10 protein-coding genes are annotated in these 15,722 nt (G+C 68.1%); 3 read left to right on the top strand and 7 right to left on the bottom strand.

What is annotated here, in order from left to right; genetic code table 11:
• Positions 1–160: 160 nt before the first annotated feature.
• From glmS to C5F75_RS12280, 7 genes are all read right to left on the bottom strand, one after another.
• Positions 161–1,978 carry a glutamine--fructose-6-phosphate transaminase (isomerizing) gene (gene glmS, locus C5F75_RS12310; RefSeq protein WP_104012295.1) on the bottom strand — a complete coding sequence of 606 codons (1,818 nt, stop codon included), beginning with the start codon at positions 1,976–1,978 and terminating at the stop codon, positions 161–163.
• A 49-nt stretch (positions 1,979–2,027) separates the two neighbouring features.
• Positions 2,028–3,116 (bottom strand): hypothetical protein, encoded by a 1,089-nt coding sequence (locus C5F75_RS12305; protein ID WP_104012294.1) that lies wholly within the window; start codon positions 3,114–3,116, stop codon positions 2,028–2,030.
• Between the two features lie 92 nt (positions 3,117–3,208).
• Positions 3,209–5,347 carry a polysaccharide deacetylase family protein gene (locus tag C5F75_RS12300; protein ID WP_104012293.1) on the bottom strand — a complete coding sequence of 713 codons (2,139 nt, stop codon included), beginning with the start codon at positions 5,345–5,347 and terminating at the stop codon, positions 3,209–3,211.
• A 332-nt stretch (positions 5,348–5,679) separates the two neighbouring features.
• Complete coding sequence (locus C5F75_RS12295; RefSeq protein WP_104012292.1) at positions 5,680–6,450, bottom strand: hypothetical protein; 771 nt, start codon at positions 6,448–6,450, stop codon at positions 5,680–5,682.
• Positions 6,451–6,463: 13 nt separating this feature from the next.
• Positions 6,464–7,468 carry a YaiO family outer membrane beta-barrel protein gene (locus tag C5F75_RS12290; protein ID WP_104012291.1) on the bottom strand — a complete coding sequence of 335 codons (1,005 nt, stop codon included), beginning with the start codon at positions 7,466–7,468 and terminating at the stop codon, positions 6,464–6,466.
• Complete coding sequence (locus tag C5F75_RS37520) at positions 7,461–8,474, bottom strand: bactofilin family protein (RefSeq protein WP_104012290.1); 1,014 nt, start codon at positions 8,472–8,474, stop codon at positions 7,461–7,463. The genes C5F75_RS12290 and C5F75_RS37520 overlap by 8 nt, the downstream gene beginning before the upstream one ends.
• Before the next feature lie 3 nt (positions 8,475–8,477).
• Complete coding sequence (locus tag C5F75_RS12280; protein ID WP_099316285.1) at positions 8,478–10,046, bottom strand: glycosyltransferase family 2 protein; 1,569 nt, start codon at positions 10,044–10,046, stop codon at positions 8,478–8,480.
• Positions 10,047–11,169: 1,123 nt separating this feature from the next.
• Here C5F75_RS12280 and wecB point away from each other — a divergent pair.
• The 3 genes from wecB (at position 11,170) to C5F75_RS12260 (ending at position 15,625) form a co-directional block, all read left to right on the top strand.
• Positions 11,170–12,387: a non-hydrolyzing UDP-N-acetylglucosamine 2-epimerase gene (gene wecB, locus C5F75_RS12270; RefSeq protein ID WP_059640937.1), complete on the top strand. Its 1,218-nt coding sequence runs from the start codon at positions 11,170–11,172 to the stop codon at positions 12,385–12,387.
• Between the two features lie 455 nt (positions 12,388–12,842).
• Complete coding sequence (locus tag C5F75_RS12265; RefSeq protein ID WP_059573824.1) at positions 12,843–13,304, top strand: (2Fe-2S)-binding protein; 462 nt, start codon at positions 12,843–12,845, stop codon at positions 13,302–13,304.
• Complete coding sequence (locus C5F75_RS12260; RefSeq protein WP_104012289.1) at positions 13,301–15,625, top strand: xanthine dehydrogenase family protein molybdopterin-binding subunit; 2,325 nt, start codon at positions 13,301–13,303, stop codon at positions 15,623–15,625. The genes C5F75_RS12265 and C5F75_RS12260 overlap by 4 nt, the downstream gene beginning before the upstream one ends.
• Positions 15,626–15,722: the final 97 nt, after the last annotated feature.

The raw sequence follows: 15,722 nt of genomic DNA, 5'->3' as shown, positions 1-15,722 counted from the left end.
TGGCCAGCCTCCCCACCGTGGACGGGACGACATAGGGTTTAAGTATTGTACGAAGTATTCGGGATTCGACAAGGCGCGAATCGACGGCGAATCGTGCAGGGCGGGCCGGCTCGATCGGTTGACGATCTTCACCGGCCCGCGCGTGTCGAGCGACCGCCCGTCACTCCACCGTCACCGATTTCGCCAGATTCCTCGGCTTGTCGATATCCGCGCCCCGCAAGCACGCCGCGTGATACGCGAGCAACTGCAACGGCACGACGTGCAGAATCGGCGACAACAGCCCGTAGTAATCCGGCATCCGAAGCACCGACACGCCTTCGCCGTTGTCGATCCGCGTATCGGCATCCGCGAACACGTAGAGCTGCCCGCCGCGCGCGCGCACTTCCTGCATGTTCGACTTGAGCTTTTCGAGCAGCGCATCGTTCGGCGCGATCGTCGCAACGGGCATCGTATGCGTGACGAGCGCGAGCGGCCCGTGTTTCAGCTCGCCGGCCGGATACGCTTCCGCGTGGATATACGAGATCTCCTTCAGCTTCAACGCGCCTTCGAGCGCGATCGGGTAGTGCAGCCCGCGCCCGAGAAACAGCGCGTTTTCATGCTGCGAGAATTCCGCTGCCCAGCGCGCGATCTGCGGCTCCAGCCCGAGCACGTCTTCTAGTGCGCGAGGCAGGCGCCGCAACTGCAGCGCATAGCGCGCGAGTTGCGCGTCGTCGACGTAGCCGCGCAGCCGCCCGAGCGTCACGGCGAGGATGAACAGCGCGACGAGCTGCGTCGTGAACGCCTTGGTCGACGCGACGCCGATCTCCGGCCCCGCTCGAGTCAGGAAGCGCAGGCTGGTCTGGCGCATCATCGCGCTGGTCGGCACGTTGCAGATCGCCAGCGTGTCGATGTGGCCGAGCGCCTGCGCGTACTTCAGCGCGGCGAGCGTGTCGGCGGTCTCGCCGGATTGCGACACGCTGACCACCAGCGTGTTCGGCGTCGCGAGCGCGTCGCTGTAGCGGTATTCGCTCGCGATCTCGACCTGCGCGGGGAGGCGCGCGATCGTCTCGAGCCAGCGGCGTGCGGTCAGGCCCGAGTAGTGGCTCGTGCCGCACGCGAGAATCAGCACGTTGTCGATCTGTTCGAACGCGCGCGCGGCGTCCGGGCCGAATACGGCGGGGTCGAACAGCCCGGCATCGGGAATGGTCGCGGCCACGGCCTGCGGCTGCTCGAAGATCTCCTTCTGCATGAAGTGCCGGTACGGCCCGAGCTCGACCACGCCCTGCGTGGACGAAACGGTCTGGATCGCGCGTTCGATCGGCGCGCCGTTGCGATCGAGCACCCGTACGCCGCCCGGCGTCAGCTCGACGATGTCGCCTTCCTCGAGGAAGATGAAGCGGTCGGTGATGCCGGCGAGCGCGAGCGCGTCGGACGCGAGAAAGCATTCGCCGTCCTTCACGCCGACGACGAGCGGCGAGCCGGCCCGCGCGCCGATCAGCCGCTGCGGCTCGTGCTTGCTGAACACCGCGATCGCATACGCGCCGTGCAGTTGCGAGGTCGCGTCGCGCACGGCGGCGAGCAGGTCGCCGCGATACTTGCTGTGGATCAGGTGCGCGACCACCTCGGTGTCGGTCTGTCCGTCGAACTCGTAGTGTTCGTCGGCCAGTTGCCTGCGCAACGTTTCGTGGTTCTCGATGATGCCGTTGTGTACCAGCGCGATTTCGTCGCGCGAGAAGATCGGATGCGCGTTGCAGGTGGCCGGCGCGCCGTGGGTCGCCCAGCGCGTGTGCGCGATGCCGGTGCTGCCGGTCAGGCCGGCGCTGCGCACGTGGGCGTCGAGGTCGGCGACGCGCGACACGCTGCGCTCGCGGCGTGCCTGGCCGTTGACGACGGTCGCCACTCCGCATGAATCGTAGCCGCGATATTCCAGGCGGCGCAAACCTTCGATCAGAATCGGGACGATGTCCCGTTGCGCGACCGCGCCGACGATGCCACACATGACACGTCTCCTTCCCTGTAGATTCCCCCGGACCGTGCGCACGCGTGGATCAGCGTGACGCGGTCTCCGTTGTCGCCGCCGTCGTGAAGCCGCATTGAGCGGGCGCGACCGGGTCGGCCATCCGGCTTTCGAATGCCAGGTAAAGCGCTTCCTCCAGTACGTTCCAGTGTGCGCCGTGCCGGTACGGGCCCGATCGCGCATGCCAGCACGCGACCGTGTTCCTGTCGTTCATCTTGAGTGCGACCAGTGCGATCAAGCCCCATGGATAATCGGAGCCGGCGAGTTGCAGCCAGGTCTTGCCGTACTTTTGCATCCACTGCGCGTAGATCGCGTCGTTCGATTGTTCGGGTACCTGAATGCCGGACAGCAGCGGAAAGATTTGCGCGACTTTCGCGGGGTAGAACGTCGTGTCGCTGATGCGCTGCGTGCTCGCGCGAAAGCCGGACTGCGTGCCGCGCCAGAACACCTTCAGGATCGCGGCCGCGAGCCGGTCGGCGCGCTGGCTCCACGGGCCGGCGTGCGTGGAGTCGGCATGCCGGACGTAGTACGCCGCGAGCGCCTGGAACGCGCTGTGTACCTCGACGTTGTCCATCAGCAGCGCGACGCGCAGCGTCGACGAGATCTGATAGACGCCCGTGGGCTTGGCGAGCAGCGTGTCCAGGTGCGCACTGGCGCGATTCAGGCTGAGCTCCCATGCGGCGGGCAGGCCGTCGGGCGGCGCGAAGCGGGCGAGCAGTTCGATCCAGGTCGCCATCATCGCGTCGTCGGCATCGGCTTCGGCGCATGCGCTGTACTGGCCGCTTTTCATGCAGTAGCGATCGAAGCCGCCGTCCGGACGCTGGCGCGGCAACAGCCACGCGATCCACGCGAGCGCGGCCTGATGGGCGTCGAGCCCGGCGTCGGCGGCGGCGAGCAGCGCCTTCGACGCGAAGTAAGGATCGATGCCGGCGCCGTTCAGGCGCACGGTGATCGCGCCGTCCGGGCGTTGGTAGAGTCCGTTGAGCTGGAGTTCGGCGGCGCTCGCGTGCAGCGCGACGCCGCACGCGGCGACACCGCAAGCGACGCACCACAGGCGGCATAGCCGGGCGATGGCCGTCACGCGTGCGCGTGCGGCCGGGAACAGCGCGGGCCGGTTCATGATGGGGGGCTCCTGCGCGGTGGTCCTGCGCAAATCCCGCCGGGCGCGGCGTTGGCCGCGTCGCGCGCCGGCGGGTATGTCGATGTCGCGGCTCAGTGCACCTTGGCGCTGGTGAACTTGAGACTGGTGCCGCTGTTCGCGGTCACGAGCCAGTACGTCGAGTCGGTGATGACGACGCTGCCGAAGCCTTGCGTGATGACCGGCAGTGCGAAGCCCTTCTTCGGCAGCAGCCACGTCATGTTCGCGAGACTGGTCGGATGGCTGGCGGCGAACGCCCAGCCGCTGCCCGTGTCGGTGGCCGACCACGTGACGTTCAGGCGTGCACGATCGAAGGTCGTGATGTCACTCATCGTGTACCACTTGAACTGACCGAGCAGCTTCAGCGTATTGGCTTGCGAGAAGATCGCGGACAGCGTCGACGTATAGGACGACGCGCCGAGCGGGTGCGCGTAGATCAGCCGGCTCGTGCGGTTCGCGACGACGAAGTTCATCAGCGATGCATACCAGTTGTTCACGTCGGCCGTCGGCACCGCGAACTGCTGGAACTCCTCGAAGGTCGCGTACTTGCCGAACGGCATCACCGGGTAAGCCCACAGGCCCGGGTTCAGCATCGCGCCGTTGCGGTATGCGCGGGTCGGCGCCGAGCCGGTGTGCCCGGTGAAGTAGTAGCCGTTGAAGCCGTTGCTTTCGAGCCAGTTGACCGACCAGGTCGGCGTGTTGCCTTCCGGCGCCGCGTACTCGACATCCGGCACGGCCGTCACGGCCTGAACGGCCTGGTGATTCATCACCAGGTACTGCGTGAACGTGCTCGCGTTCGATTCACTCGCATTCGCGCCCCAGTAGTCGTGAATCCAGCCGCCGTGGCTACCGACGCGATGGCCTTTGTTCACGAAATACTTGAGGAGATTCTGCGCGGGCGGGTTGTTGGCGAGATTGAGGCCGCCACCGTCGCCGAACGCCGCTTCATCGGGGCCGGCCGTGACCACGAGCGAGAACGGCCCGTTGTTCCACACGCCGAGGCTCTTCAGGTAGAGCGCCGGCTGGAGCTGATCGCCCGCGCAGAAGTGCCAGTTGAATACGAGGCCGGCCATCGCTTTCGGCAGCGGCGACAGCGACGGCAGGTTCAGCATCTGCGTGCCGAAATAATGCAGGTAGCCGTGGATCAGCATGCCGTCGGTCTGGCCGTCGAGGTAGGCGAGCGGCAGGTTGACGAACAGCACGCCGCCGTTGCCGTACGTGTTGTAGCCGGACACCAGCCCGAAGGTCGGCGAGGTCAGGATGGTCGTGCCGGTATACGTGCCTTGCGTGACGAAGCTCGGATAGGTGAGGAAGCCGTACACGTAGCCGGAGATGCCTTCGAGCGTGTCGGTGGTGGTGGCCAGCGTCGATGCGAGCGTGTTGGCCGTGTTGCCGGTCGATGTGCTCAGCAGCGAATTGGCGGTATACGTCGTGGTCTTCTTCAGCTTGCCGGTCACGGTGCCGGTCAGCTTGGGGGCCGTCTGGTTCAGCACGCCGCTGCCCTTGGTCGACGTCGCGTACTGGAACCATGCGCCGTGGTTGTAGTTGGCGAGGCCGCCCGGGTTCGACGGGCTGGCGGCCAGAAACTGTGCCGTGCCCGACGTCGATGTCGTCGTCGTGCCCGAGGTGGTCGTCGACGCGAGTGCAGTCGCGGTGGTGGTGCTCGACGAAGCGGTGGTCCACGGCATCGACTTGCCGGGGGGCACCTGAAGCGTGCGCAGCCAGCTGCTCATGCCGGTCACATTGCCGAGGCCGATCATGTTGCCGCCATATTGGTCATACAACACGTAGTCCACCCCGACCATGCTGCTGAAGCGCGATTTCGGGCTGACGTAGAAGCCGGCCGAATTCAGCACGCCGAAATCGTAGACGAGCATCACCTTGCCGCCGTTCAGCGCATAGTTCTGGATCGCCGTTACCAGCGAGTCGGCCGCCGTCGTATGCACCTGATCGGGCAGGATCAGGCCCGGATACTGCGACAGCGACGCGCCGGCCGCCATGAACTGGCTGTCGGTCATCACCTTGATCTGCAGCCCTTCCTCCTGCGCACTGTCGAGCCATGCGGATACGCGCGGATCGGGCAGCGTCAGCGTGTCGGGCACCAGCAGCAGAAGCTGGTTGGTGGCCGCCTGAACGCCGCCCGGACTGAATGCGAACGCGAGCGCGAACAGCGCGAACAGGATCCGCAAGAACTTGCCTGACTTTGCCAACATGGTGTGCTCCTCGCTCAAGGAATGGGGGCGTGCGGCAGCGTGATCCGCGTGCCGCCAGGTCGACCAATCCAGCCCCGTAGGTGTGTGCGGCTGTCCGGTTCGTCGGGTATCGAGCGGTGCGTGTCGACGGCAGCCGGTCGCGCACATGCGTCGGTGCGCGGCGCTGCCTTCGCCGACGAGAGGACTCGATGCGACGCATTGAAAGAAGCGAACAACGTGCCATTGGCGCAGGAGGCCCGGTCCTGCTGGCTTCCTGCGACGCACGTCGCACGGCGCGGTCGCAAACGCGGTGGATTCGTTTCATCGCTGATACGGCGCGTTTGACGGCGCTATCAGCAGACGGAATCGCGATCGCGCGTCAGTGCGCCGGGCCAGCTCGCGCAGTAGGTATAGAGCGTGACGAGCAGCCCGATCAGCAGCGGCCCGCCGAGCAGGAAATAGCAGAACGGCAGAAACAGCAGCGAGCCGTGATGGATGATCGTCGCATGCAGCAGCATCACGAACGGCAGCGCGACCACGAAGTAGCCGAGCACCAGCAGCGATGCGGCGGCCTTTTGCAGCAGCGAGAAATCGAGCGGGTAGTACAGCGCGGCCATCACCAGCGGGATCAGCGCGATCGCCGCGCCGTGCAGCACGAACATGTCGCGCAGATGCAGTTGCGGGACATACGGGAACGTGCCCGGCGTGAGCCAGAAGTACGCGCAAATCAGCAACTGGGTGAAGCTCGCGATACGTAACAGATATGCAACAGGCAGCCAGTTCGCGCGCCGGATGAACGATGCGGCGAAACCGATCGCACAGAGCGCGGCGGTGGCGGCCAGCAGCATGCCGCCCGGCAGGCGGGCCGCGACGTCGATCGACAGCAGCGGCACGCGTGGCGCGTCGGGCGGATAACCGATCACGATCACGTGAAGCGCCGGATCGATCTCGCGCGCGCCCCACGCCATGACCGCGCGCCAGTAGCGCCACGCCAGCGGCAATCCGAACCACAGCGACGCGTACAGCGCGGGCGTCAGCAGCGCGATCGACCACAGCCAGCGCTGCGGATGCGCGTGAATGCGCAGCGAACGGTCGACGGGAGGACGGACGGGATGCGTGTGCACGGCGTCCGCCCGCCTACCAGCGATAGAACACGCTGAGCTCGCCGCCGATCCGCGAGTAGTACGGGTTGTGGTAGTAGGCGAATTCGAGCTGCGTTCCCCACTTGCGCGTGAACCAGTAGCGCCATTTCGCGGTGATCTCGTGGCTGCGGAAATCCGCGATCTGCGTGCCCGAGCCGGTGACCTGATACGCCTCGCGGCCGATCCCGCCGCGCAGCACGATCACGCTCTTGCCGGCTTCGCCGTAGGTGACGGCGCCGTAGTAGCCGGGCGCCTTCACCGATCCGGGCGAATCGACCGTATAGTTCGCACCTGCCTCGAAAATCCACTTCGGCAATGCGTACCAGATCACCCCGGCGTGATAGAGCTGATCGCGGTGACCGCTGCGGTTCCATGCGTAGCCGGCGCCGAGCGATACGACCAGCGAACGATCGGGCAACAGCTTGCGGTTGATCGACGCGTCGATGCGCGCACTCGGCAGGATCGTGCCCGACGTGGTGCCCGAAAAGCCGATCCCGCCGAACCAGTCCGGCCCGAGATCCTGCACGTAGGTCAGCGCGCCGAGCTGCGTGTTCTCGCCGAAGCGGTGCAGTTGCGCCAGTTCGCCGAGGATGGTGCGGCCGCCATCCTGATAGACGCCGCGCAGGTGGACGCCGTACCAGTCGCCGTAGCCGTGCGTCAGGTGCGCGCTCGAATAGCCGAGCGTCAGTTCGGTATGCGTTTCCCGCGGCGCCTGCACATGCGCGACGACGGCATCGGGCAGCGGCGGCCGGTTCGTATCCTCAGGCGTGAATTCGGCGAGCGGCACGCCGTCCGGCAGGCCTTCGGCGTCCACACGCACGAACATCGACTCGTCGCGCATGCGCGGCGTGATGACGGTCGCGGGGGGCGGAGGCTGCACGGCGGCGGCATCGTCCGGCTGCTCCGCCAGCGCCGCGGGCGCGCCGAAGGCGACGCCGCACAGCATCGCGAGGGTGGCAACCGGCGCGCGCGGGCCGCGATGGCTGGGGCGATCAGACATGAGGCGCTCCTTGACGGGATGTATGGAACCAGCCGCTGCGCCACGCGACGAGGTCGCCATGCACGCAGGCATGATTGACGATCGACACGTCGCGCGCGCACGCGCTGACCGGATGACCGGCGACACCGATGCGCGCACCCGTGAGCCGCAGCAGGCCGCCGGCCGACACGACGCCGTCGATGCAGCTCGCGCTGGCGAGCAACACGTCGTCGCGCGCGAATACCGCGCCGTGCAGCAGCGCGTGACGTTCGAGCTCGACGCGATGCGCCTTGACGCTGCCGCGCAGCACGCAGCCTTCGCCGAGGACGAGCGTCCCGTCGACGATCAGATTGCCTTGCACGACCGTATGCGCGGGCAGGCGAACGTCGCACGGCAGCAGGTACCGACCGTGCAGGAAGCGATGCGGCAGCGACGCGAAGTGGCGGGTGAGCGAGATCGCGCGGCGCGGAGCGGCCGCCGTGTCCGCGGGCCGCGGGTCCGGCGCCGCGCCGAAGACGATCGGCTCGCCATACAGGCACGCGAAGCCGCCGGCGCCGCGCAGGCGCACCGTGCCGCCGACCACGACGCCGCGCAGCACCGCGCCGTCGACGTCCACCAGCGGCGCATGCGCGAGCGTGCCGATCGTCGCGCCGCCACGGATGTCGATGCGCTCGTCGGCGAATGCGTACGCCGCCCGCGCGCCGTCGTCGAGCGTGATCGTGCGATCGGCGTGGAGCACGTCGTCGCGATGCGCGTCGCGTGCGACGTGGATCGCGTCCGCGTGCTGCACGGCCAGCCCGAGCGCTTGCCACGGCGGGGCGACGGACGCCTCCGCCGGCGGCGTGCCGGCCACGTGCACGCGCAGCGCGTCGTGCCAGCGCGCGGCGAGCAGCGCCTGATCGACGAACGGCCCGTCGCCGATCGGCAGCGCCGCGACGTCGCTGCGCCGGATCAGTTCATGCAGCAGCGGCAGGAACGGCAGGGTGAGCACGCCGGCCACCGGCACCATCACGTTGAAGGTCGTCATCGCTCATCGCTCCGGTTTCAGTTGCCGGCGGAAACGCTCGGTCTTGTCCCATTTCAGTTCGCGGCGCAACGCGGCGTCGAGCAGGAGCCCCCAGAGCGCGGAGACGACCGCCGCAATCGTCACGCAAAAGCCGACGACGTTGACCGGCACGAGCCGCAGGCGCGTCGCGCGGCCGTCGAGCCGCGCGGCGACGACGATCTCGAAGAACACGCCGAAGTTGCCGAAAGTGCTGAACGAGAACAGCGCGAACAGCGACAGCAGCAAACCGAGCGCGGTCGAGTTCACGCCGTTGAACAGGTAGAGCGCGAGCGCGGCGCTCCAGGCGATCGCGAGCAGCGCGGGCATCGCGAATACGCCGAGCAGCAGCGCGCCGTCGAGCCGGCAGCGCCGCGAAATCAGCGGATTGCGCAGCACCGGCAGCAGATAGCGCAGCATCGTCTGGTTGTGGCCCTTCGCCCAGCGCGTCAGTTGCCGGGCGCGGACGGCCCAGCGCTCCGGCACTTCCTCGTAGCATTCGGCGTGGTTCAGATAGACCGTGCGCCAGTCGCTGAGCAGCAGGCGGTAGGTCATGTCGGTGTCTTCGGCGAGCGTGTCGTCGCACCAGCCGCCCACGGCGTCGAGCGCGCTCTTGCGGATGCCGCCGACCGTGCCGCCATATTGCGGCACCAGATCGAGATTGTTGCGGGCTTGCTGGTTGACCTGGTAGCCGCCCGCGCGCTCGAGATCGAGCAGCCGCGCGAGCAGGTTGCTGTCGGCGTTCTGCGGCACGACGCGGCCCATCACCGCGCCGACTTCCGGGTCGAAGAACGGCGCGACGAGTTCCTTCAGCAGCCCGGGGCGCGGCAGGTAGTCGGCATCGAATACCACCATGATGTCGCCGCGGATGAAGCGCAGCGCATCCTTCAGCGCGGCCGCCTTGCCCGGCTTGCCGGTCTCGCGGTGAAACGGCTGGATCAGCTCGGGCGCGAGCGCCCGGACTTCCTCGATCAGCGCGCGCGTGTTGTCGGTCGAGCGGTCGTTGACCGGAATGATCGTCAGCCGGTCGCGCGGGTAGGTCGTGGCCAGCAGCGCCATCAGGCAATCGACGATGACGGTTTCCTCGTTGTGGGCGGCGACGAAGACCGTGAGCCGCGGCCAGTCGCCGTGGGTCATCGTCCGGTAGGGCGCATGCTGCGGCTTGAACAGGCGGTCGATGCTGAATACGTAGTGCCGTGCGGCATACGCGCACGTCAGCAGCGTGAACAGCCACAGGTAGGCAACGCACGGCATCAGCAGCAACTTGGGATCGAACGTGAGGTCCGGCGGGGTGGCGGGCGGCGGCGCGAGCGACGCATCCGGATCGGGCGACGCCTGCGCGGAGACGGACAGCGTCACGCTGTCGAGCGCGGCTCGCTCCACCGCGATCGCGATGTGTGCGGCGTTCGCGGCGTTGACAGCGGGCGCGCCGAACCGGGCGGGTTCGGCAATTGCCTGCGAGGCGGTGTCGGTATCGCGCACGATCAGCGAGCAGGCAAGCGCGATCAGCAGCAGGATGACTTGCTCGCAGAGTGACGCCGTGCGCGTTTTCTTCATGTCTGGTCCCCGGTCCCGCAACGACGACCGGTGAGCGCCGAAGCGCTGCGTGGATCGCGCGGATGTCAATGGAAAGCGGCGGCGCGTCCGTCGCGCAGGGGCCGTGGTCGGGTGCCCCGGACGGACGCGTTGCGTCGCCTCCCGGCTTCGTTGCCTTGGCGTCCCCGTCCGTCTGCTGCCGTGCGAGTGCTTCGGGACACCTGTCCGACATCAAGCAAGGCGTGAGCCATCTGCCCGGATGCCCCGTGCGGCAAGGCGCCGTACCCGGGAAGCGGATCCGGGACGCGCGTGGGCGGCGCGTTTTGATTCACTGACGAATCAGCGTGCACGGATCGCATTCAGCCCGCGCGGCGCCGGCGGCAAGCGTTGCGCATTTCGCGTGGCGGCCGGTTCGTCCCGTCCATTGGGGCGCAGGCGGCGGTATGGCGGTCGCAACGCGCGCCGGTTTCGCATGAGGAAAATGGAACGCACTCCGATGTATTTGCCGGATTCGGTGCCGCGTTACACATTCGCAACATTTCCCGCGCACCGATTCGTGTGACGCAAGCGCCGTCTCGGGCCGGAGAAATTCCGTACGCGCGACGGCGGCCGACGGCCGCGCGCGCGCCACGCGCTGCACCGACGAAAGGGGCGAATCGCGGCGACGCAACGCGCGTCGAAAGATGCGCGCGCTTCGATGCGTCACGCGTGACGACAGGCATGCGCGATTCGTCGGACGACGTCGTGTGACGGATCGCGCGTGCGTCCCGCTGTTTGTCGTTGTCGCGGGGGGCGGCGATGCGGGCGCCCGTAGCAGTTGTGAAACATTCCGCAACGCGCCGCGTGCACACGATCGCCGTGAAACGAAGCGGGCCGGGATGCGGGCCGGCTGGTTTGAATATTGCTGTAGCAGGAGGACCTGACACGCGACACGGCGAGGAGCTGCTCATGACGTGATGGATCCACCGCAACCGGCCGGTAGTACGACGATTCGCGCGGCCCGGACCGCGCGGACGAGGTGGCCCGCTCGCCCCGCAGCACCACGGCATGTCGATCGCGCGCGAGTACGGGGTGCGCCGCCCGAATACATGCTTCGCGCCACGTGCAGGATCGCCACGCGCGAAGCGGCTAAACGAGGACAACGATGAAGAAGATCTTGCTTGTGTTCGGGACTCGGCCGGAGGCCATCAAGATGGCGCCGCTGGTGCGCGCGCTGAAGGCGCAGGCGGGTGTCGACGCCCGGGTATGCGTGACCGCGCAGCATCGGCAAATGCTCGACCAGGTGCTGACGCTGTTCGACATCAAGCCCGACTACGATCTCAACCTGATGCGGCAGGGCCAGACGCTGACCGACGTGACGACCGGCATTCTTCAGGCGATCGGCATGGTCTTCGACGAATTGCGTCCGGACGTCGTGCTGGTGCACGGCGATACGACGACCACGCTCGCGGTGAGCCTCGCGGCGTTCTATCGCTATCTGCCGGTCGGGCACGTGGAGGCCGGGCTGCGCAGCGGCGACATCTGGTCGCCGTGGCCGGAGGAACTGAATCGCCGCGTGACCGATGCGGTGTCGTCATGGCATTTCGCGCCGACCGGGCAGGCACGCGACAACCTGCTGAGCGAGGGCGTGCCGGGCGGGGCGGTCTCGCTGACCGGCAATACCGTGATCGACGCGTTGCACGAGGTCAAGCGCATGCTCGATCGCACCGCCGCGCTAACGGACCGGATCGCCGCGTACTTCCCGTTTCTCGAACCGTCGCGGCGCGTCGTGCTGATCACCGGCCATCGCCGCGAAAGTTTCGGCGAACCGTTCCGGAATTTCTGCGACGCGCTCTGCACGCTGGCGAAACGCTATCCCGATGCGCAGTTCGTCTATCCGCTGCACCTGAATCCGAACGTGAGGGAGCCGGCGCGCGCGCGGCTCGGCGGCGTACCCAACATCTACCTGATCGAGCCGCAGGAATATCTTTCGTTCGTATTCCTGATGTCGCGCGCGTATTTCATCATCACGGATTCGGGCGGCATTCAGGAGGAAGGGCCGGCGCTCGGCAAGCCGGTGCTCGTCACGCGCGAGACGACCGAACGGCCCGAGGCGATTCAGGCCGGCACCGCGCGGCTCGTCGGGACCGACCAGGACAGGATCGTGTGGGAGGCGTCGCGGCTGTTCGACAGCGAGAGCGCTTACGAGGAAATGTCGCGCGCGAGCAATCCGTATGGCGACGGCCATGCGAGCGAGCGGATCGTGCACGCGTTGATGCGTACGCCCGGCGTGCCCACGAAGACGACGAGTTTCGCGATGGGTGCCGCCGAAATGCCGTTCAACGCGCTCACGCTCGGGTTGCAGGCGTTGCGCTCGCCGTGAGGAAGACCATGCGGTAACGCGTTTCGACGCGTTCGCGCGCATCCATCGAGCATCCGGTCCGGCCGCGAGGTCGGCCGGATGTTTGCACGTGTGCGCCCCGACACGAATCGCCCCGTTGCATTCGCCAGCCATGCCGCCGACACGCCCCGTTCCCGGCCGTGTTTTCTTCCCGTTTGCCTAAAACTCCCGAATCGCCCCAATCCGACGTCGAATCCAAAATGGTTCGATAATGCCGACGGCGATCCATGCGGACGAGCGGCCGGCCGGCGTTCGGTTGAAAGGTTGCACGGGCAACCGGCCGACCGCATCGTTCGCGGCATCCGCCCGGCCGTGCCTGCACGGGACACGGCCGACGAAACGGCGCCACGCCTGCCTGATCGTTCGGAATGTGCGCCGCGCCGTTCGAATCCCCACCCGATGCCTGCCCGGCCGGCATCGCAACCAGGAGGTGAACGATGATCACGCTGACCGTCAACGGTAGCGAGCAGCACTTCGACGGCAATCCCGACATGCCGTTGCTCTGGTATCTGCGCGATGTCCTCGGCCACACCGGCACCAAGTTCGGCTGCGGCATGGCGCTGTGCGGTGCGTGCACCGTCCATCTCGACGGCGTGGCGATCCGGTCTTGCATCACGCCGGTCGCGGCGGCTTCCGGCAAGCGCGTGACGACGATCGAGGGGCTGTCGACGGACCTCACGCACCCGCTGCAGCAGGCGTGGCAGGAGTTGAACGTCGCGCAGTGCGGCTACTGCCAGTCCGGGCAGATCATGCAGGCCGCGTCGCTGCTGAAGACGAACCCGCATCCGAGCGACGCCGACATCGACGATGCGATGTCCGGCAACATCTGCCGCTGCGGCACCTATACGCGCATTCGCGCGGCGATCCGGCTGGCCGTGCGCCGCGGAGGTGCCGCATGAGCGCATCCGAACTCTCCGTCCACAACGAAAGCCGCCGCGCGCTGCTGCTCGGCTTCGCGTCAGGCGGGCTGCTGCTCGCGTTCGGCGTGCCGTCGCTCGCGCAGGCGGCCGCGCCCGTGCAGCCGCCCGTCAGCGCGAATCCGCGATACGGCGGCGCGGGCATGCCGCACGGCTTGCGCGACGATCCGAACCTGTTCGTTGCGATCGCAACGGACGGCACCGTCACGGTGACCTGCATCCGCTCCGAGATGGGGCAGGGCGTGCGCACGAGCGTCGCGCTCGTGGTGGCCGACGAGCTGGGCGCGGACTGGGCGCGCGTGAAGGTCGCGCAAGCGGTCGGCGACGAGGCGCGTTACGGTAACCAGAACACCGATGGGTCGCGCAGCTTGCGCCAGAGCTTCGCCGCGCTGCGCCGCGCGGGCGCGGCCGCGCGCACGATGCTCGCGCAGGCGGCCGCTGCGGAGTGGGGCGTCGACGTGCGCCAGGTCAAGGTGACGGTGCACGAGGTCGTCGACCCGAAGACCGGACGCACGCTCGGCTTCGGCGAGTTGGCGGCGAAGGCGGCCGCGCTGCCGGTGCCGGATACGACGACGCTCGCGTTGAAGGCGCCGGCCGAATTCCGCTATATCGGCCAGGGCAGGACGGCGCTGATCGACGGACGCGACATCGTCGGCGGCCGCGCACGGTACGGGATCGATACGCGGCTCGACGGCATGCTGTATGCGGTCGTCGCGCGATCGCCGGCCTACGGCGACACGGTCGCGTCGTTCGATGCGTCGGCCGCCGAGAAGCTGCCGGGCGTCGTCAAGGTCGTGCAACTGGCGTCGACGCCGCTGCCGTCCGGCTTCCAGCCGCTCGGCGGCGTGGCCGTCGTCGCGCGCGATACGTGGACGGCCATCCAGGCACGCGCGCAGTTGAAGATCGACTGGAAGCGCGGGCCGCATGCGGGCTACGACTCGGCCGCCTATCGCAAGACGCTCGAAGCGGCCGCCGCGCAGCCGGGCGACGTGATCCGCAACGACGGCGACGCGGCGGCCGCGCTCGCCGGCGCCGCGAAACGCGTGCGTGCGACGTACTACGTCCCGCATCTCGCGCACGCGACGATGGAGCCGCCCGCGGCCGTCGCGCGCGTGGCCGACGGCCGTTGCGAAGTGTGGACCTGCACGCAGGCGCCGCAGACCACGCGCGACGAGATCGCGAAGGCGCTCGGCTTGCCGACCGAGCGCGTGACGGTCAACGTGACGCTGCTCGGCGGCGGCTTCGGGCGCAAGTCGAAGCCCGATTACGTGGTGGAAGCCGCGCTGCTGTCGAAGGCGGTCGGCGCGCCCGTGAAGCTGACCTTCACGCGCGAGGACGACATCGCGCACGACTACTTCCACGCGGTGTCGCTCGAGGCGTTCGACGGCGGGATCGATGCGTCGGGGAAGGTCGTCGCGTGGCAGCATCGCACGGTCGCGCCGTCGATCCAGTCGACGTTCCGGGCCGGCGTCGTGCACGAGCAGCCGGGCGAGCTCGCGCAGGGCATCGCGGATCTGCCGTTCGCGATTCCGAACGTGCGGATCGAGAATCCGGCCGCCGAAGCGCACACGCGGATCGGCTGGTTCCGTTCGGTGTACAACATCCCGCATGCGTTCGGGATCCAGAGTTTCGTGTCGGAGCTCGCGCATGCGGCCGGCCGCGATCCGAAGGATTTCCTGCTCGAACTGATCGGGCCCGCGCGGCGTTTCGAACCGCACATCACGGTGAGGAACGTGAACTACGGCGAGGATCCCGCGCTGTATCCGGTCGATACGGGGCGGCTGCGGCGCGTGGTCGAGACGGTCGCGCGCGAAGCCGGCTGGGGGCGCAAGCTGCAGAAGGGGCACGGGCTCGGGATCGCCGCGCATCGCAGCTTCGTGTCGTACACGGCCGCCGTGTGCGAGGTTCAGGTCGGCGCGGACGGCGGGATCTCGGTGCCGCGCGTCGACATCGCGATCGACTGCGGGCCGCAGGTCAATCCGGAGCGCGTGCGCTCGCAGCTCGAGGGCGCGGTGGTGATGGGGCTCGGCATCGCGCTGCACGGGGAGATCACGTTCAAGGACGGCCACCCGGAGCAGAGCAACTTCAACGGCTTCCAGGTGCTGAGGATGAACGAGGCGCCGCGCGAGATCCGCGTGCATCTCGTCGCGCCGGACGACTACTCGACGCCGCTCGGCGGCGTCGGCGAACCGGGCCTGCCGCCCGTCGCGCCGGCGCTGACCAACGCGATCTTCGCGGCGACCGGCACGCGCATCCGCAGCCTGCCGGTGGCCGATCAGCTCGCGAAACCGCGGGCGGGTTGACGCAACCACCGTTCGTGGCGGCGGCGCCGGGCCGCATCGCGCGGCCCGGCCCGCCTCCCGGTGCGCGGACTCGCGCGAGCGTCGTTGTCGGTTGCGA

Origin of the sequence: Burkholderia anthinoferrum, from assembly GCF_002925705.1 — a bacterium.
Classification (GTDB): domain Bacteria; phylum Pseudomonadota; class Gammaproteobacteria; order Burkholderiales; family Burkholderiaceae; genus Burkholderia; species Burkholderia semiarida.
This window is presented reverse-complemented; position numbering and strand designations above follow the sequence as displayed.

Excerpts from the sequence above, each read along its gene's own strand:
- C5F75_RS12300 (WP_104012293.1), bottom strand. The coding sequence starts at position 5,347 with ATGTTGGCAAAGTCAGGCAAGTTCTTGCGGATCCTGTTCGCGCTGTTC.
- C5F75_RS12260 (WP_104012289.1), top strand. The coding sequence starts at position 13,301 with ATGAGCGCATCCGAACTCTCCGTCCACAACGAAAGCCGCCGCGCGCTG.
- C5F75_RS12290 (WP_104012291.1), bottom strand. The coding sequence starts at position 7,468 with ATGTCTGATCGCCCCAGCCATCGCGGCCCGCGCGCGCCGGTTGCCACC.
- glmS (WP_104012295.1), bottom strand. The coding sequence starts at position 1,978 with ATGTGTGGCATCGTCGGCGCGGTCGCGCAACGGGACATCGTCCCGATT.
- wecB (WP_059640937.1), top strand. The coding sequence starts at position 11,170 with ATGAAGAAGATCTTGCTTGTGTTCGGGACTCGGCCGGAGGCCATCAAG.
- C5F75_RS12265 (WP_059573824.1), top strand. The coding sequence starts at position 12,843 with ATGATCACGCTGACCGTCAACGGTAGCGAGCAGCACTTCGACGGCAAT.
- C5F75_RS12280 (WP_099316285.1), bottom strand. The coding sequence starts at position 10,046 with ATGAAGAAAACGCGCACGGCGTCACTCTGCGAGCAAGTCATCCTGCTG.
- C5F75_RS12305 (WP_104012294.1), bottom strand. The coding sequence starts at position 3,116 with ATGAACCGGCCCGCGCTGTTCCCGGCCGCACGCGCACGCGTGACGGCC.
- C5F75_RS37520 (WP_104012290.1), bottom strand. The coding sequence starts at position 8,474 with ATGACGACCTTCAACGTGATGGTGCCGGTGGCCGGCGTGCTCACCCTG.